The organism is Thermostichus sp. MS-CIW-30 (assembly GCF_054058015.1).
The window spans coordinates 1-2,884 of sequence record NZ_JBSRZW010000056.1 but is presented as its reverse complement, the minus strand read 5'-3'; the positions used below and the strand labels follow the sequence as shown (position 1 = coordinate 2,884).

The following is a 2,884-nucleotide window of genomic DNA, read 5'->3' as shown; positions in this document are numbered from 1 at the left end:
AATGCGGGCACTGCGGTTGGGAAGGGGATGCGGATTTTAACGGTGCGAAGGTGATTGCGCTTTTGGGGGCTGCCGTAAACCAGCCTAGAGGTTCGTGGTTGGCTTGCCAACTGCAGGGCTGCTGAAAGCCCGCCCCGTACTGCGAAGCAGTCAGGGTCGGGTAGTTTACTTTGGGTTGTCTTCCTTTTGATGATTTGATGAGACTTTTGATGATTTGATGAGATCGACGGAGTTTCTTTTGCTCCCATGACTGCCACTCTTGCTCCTGCTCCTTCCTGCTTCTTTCTGGCCGGCTTATCTCCTCTGGAGCAACTGCAACTGGCTCCTATTGTCCAGCGCCTAGAGGCAGGGGGAGCCCTTGTGCTGGATGCCCCTGCCAATCGCCTAGAGGTCATTGGCATCCTGCATAGCTACGGCGAGGTGCTGGATGCCTATTCGCGCAATTTGATCTTTATTGCCGACCACCAATTTTTGGAGCTCTTCCCGGCGTTCAAGTATTTCAACGGCGAGATTACCCTGGGCAAATGGCTGCGCTACCTGTGGCATGACCGCATCAACTACGAGTTTGCCGAATACTGCATGAAGGCTATGCTCTGGCATGGGGGAGGGGGGCTAGACCGCTACCTGGATACCCCTGAATTTGTCGAGCGGGCCAAGAGAGCCATCCGGGCCAAAATCCGCTTCAATCCCTTCTTGCAGGGCTTGGGGATCTTGTTTCCCGACTTTGCTCTAGAACAGGTGCGCATGCTGGCTATGTACAGCGGCTTGGGCCAGTTTTGGCGGGTGATGAGCGATATTTTCCTGGCGCTGGCCAAGCGCTCTGAGACAGAACCCCACCTCACCATTCCCGACGTGGTGGCTCACATCCAGCAGGGGTTGGTGGCAGCTGCCGACAAGCCTATCACCTACGCTCCCTGCATCTGGGGCCGCCGCTACGAGATCATCCCTCTCTCGGCGGGTCTGACTTTCCTATCAGATACGGCTATCCCCTATGTGGAAGCGGTGTTTTTCCGCTCCTTTCCCTTTATGGGCACGGTTTCCTACAACGCCCAGGCCCACCAGATCCCGGCTGAGCAGGCTGACTTTGCCTACGGCGCCCTCTACGCCGATCCGCTGCCGGTAGGTAGCGCTGGGATCCCGCCTACCCTGTTGATGCAGGATATGATGCGCCACCTGCCCCCCTACTTGCGAGAGCACTACCGCCGCCAGCCTCGCGGGGATGATGACCTGCGGGTGAAAATCTGCCTTAGCTTCCAAAAGGCCATGTTCTGTGTTACCACTGCCGCCCTGCGGGCTCTTGCCCCCTTCCCTCTGGAAACTCAGGATCCCCAGCAGCAGTTGGCCAACCGCAAGTTTCTGGCTCCTTGGCTGCAGCGCCTGCTGGGATCCCGTCTGTTAAAGGTGCAGGAAGAAAGGGTTGAGGCCTAGCTGAGCTGGGAACTGCTACTTTTGGTTACTGGAAGGGGGATCCCCTTTTCGGATACAATATCTGCGCCCAGTTGAGCAATGGGGTGGCGTAGCCAAGTGGTAAGGCAGAGGTCTGCAAAACCTCTATGCGCCAGTTCGAATCTGGCCGCCACCTTTTAAACCTTACTTGCATCCCAAGCAGGGCAAGCATGAAAGACAAGCTGATATTGATGATCCCCGGCCCCACTCCCGTTCCCGAGAGTGCTCTGCTGGCGATGGCACGGGGGCCCATCGAGCACCGCAGCAAAGAGTTCACCGCCATTTTGGAAGAGGTCACCGATGGGTTGCGCTGGCTGCACCAAACCACCTCCGATGTGTTTGTCTTTTCCGCCAGTGGCACTGGTGCCATGGAAGCCGGGATCCTCAACACCCTCAGCCCTGGGGATCGGGTTTTGGTGGGGGTGAACGGCAAGTTTGGGGAGCGCTGGGCGGAAATGTCCGAGCAGTTTGGCCTTCAGTGTGAGCGGGTGGAAACCCCCTGGGGGATCCCTTACCCCGTCGAGATCTTCCAAGAAAAGCTGGCTGCCGACCGGGAAAAAACCATCAAAGCCGTCATCCTCACCCACTCGGAGACTTCCAGCGGCGTAGCCAACGATGTCCAAGCCATTGCTGCTGCTGCCCGCGAGCACGGGGAAGCCCTCGTCCTGGTGGATGGGGTCACCAGCGTGGGGGCAATGCCGGTGTTAATGGACGAATGGGGCTTGGATGTGGTGGCCTCGGGATCCCAGAAGGGCTATATGATCCCACCAGGGCTGGGATTTGTGGCCGTCAGCCCGCGGGCCATGGCCGCTACGGAGCGCTCTAGGTTTCCCAAGTACTACTGGAGCTTTAAGCTGGCGCAAAAGGCCCTGCGCCAAGGCACCACTCCCTTTACACCGGCGGTGAACCTGTTTTACGCCCTGCAGGTTACCCTGCGCATGATGCGCGCAGAAGGGTTGGAAGCCATCTACCGGCGTCATGCCAAGCTGGCCCAGGCCACCCGTGCTGGCGTCAAGGCTCTGGGGCTAAAGCTCTTGGTTGATCCAGAGTCAGCGGCCAGTCCTTCGGTAACAGCTGTACTCGCTCCCGAAGGGATCAACGCTGACACCATCCGCAGCACCTTGAAGAAACACTTCGACATCGCCCTTGCCGCTGGACAAGACCACCTCAAGGGCAAAATCTTCCGCATTGGCCATTTGGGCTTTATCAGCGACCGCGATGTGCTGATGACCTTGGCTGCTCTGGAGTCAGCTTTACACACCGTGGGCTACAGCGACTTCACCCCAGGGGCGGGAACTCGCGCCGCCGAGGAAGTATTGGCCCACGGCTTCTGAGCCCCCAGCTCAGCTAGAAATCGCAGGAGCCCCGCACTGTACCCGTAGGGTCAGTGCCGGGAGGAATGCGCTTTGATGAAGTACAATGGACTTATGAGCCAAGT

The 2,884-nt window shown here is 58.3% G+C and carries 2 protein-coding genes, 1 tRNA gene and 1 pseudogene; all 4 read left to right on the top strand.

The window, feature by feature from the left end:
* Positions 1–125, top strand: a pseudogene (locus ACVWXW_RS14275) (RNA-guided endonuclease TnpB family protein); the annotation flags it as partial.
* A 121-nt stretch (positions 126–246) separates the two neighbouring features.
* Entirely contained in the window at positions 247–1,428 is a 1,182-nt protein-coding gene (locus ACVWXW_RS14270) for a CO2 hydration protein (RefSeq protein WP_457404361.1), read from the top strand.
* A gap of 82 nt (positions 1,429–1,510) precedes the next feature.
* Positions 1,511–1,582, top strand: a tRNA-Cys gene (locus ACVWXW_RS14265).
* Positions 1,583–1,616: 34 nt separating this feature from the next.
* Positions 1,617–2,780: a pyridoxal-phosphate-dependent aminotransferase family protein gene (locus ACVWXW_RS14260; protein WP_414419384.1), complete on the top strand. Its 1,164-nt coding sequence runs from the start codon at positions 1,617–1,619 to the stop codon at positions 2,778–2,780.
* Positions 2,781–2,884: the final 104 nt, after the last annotated feature.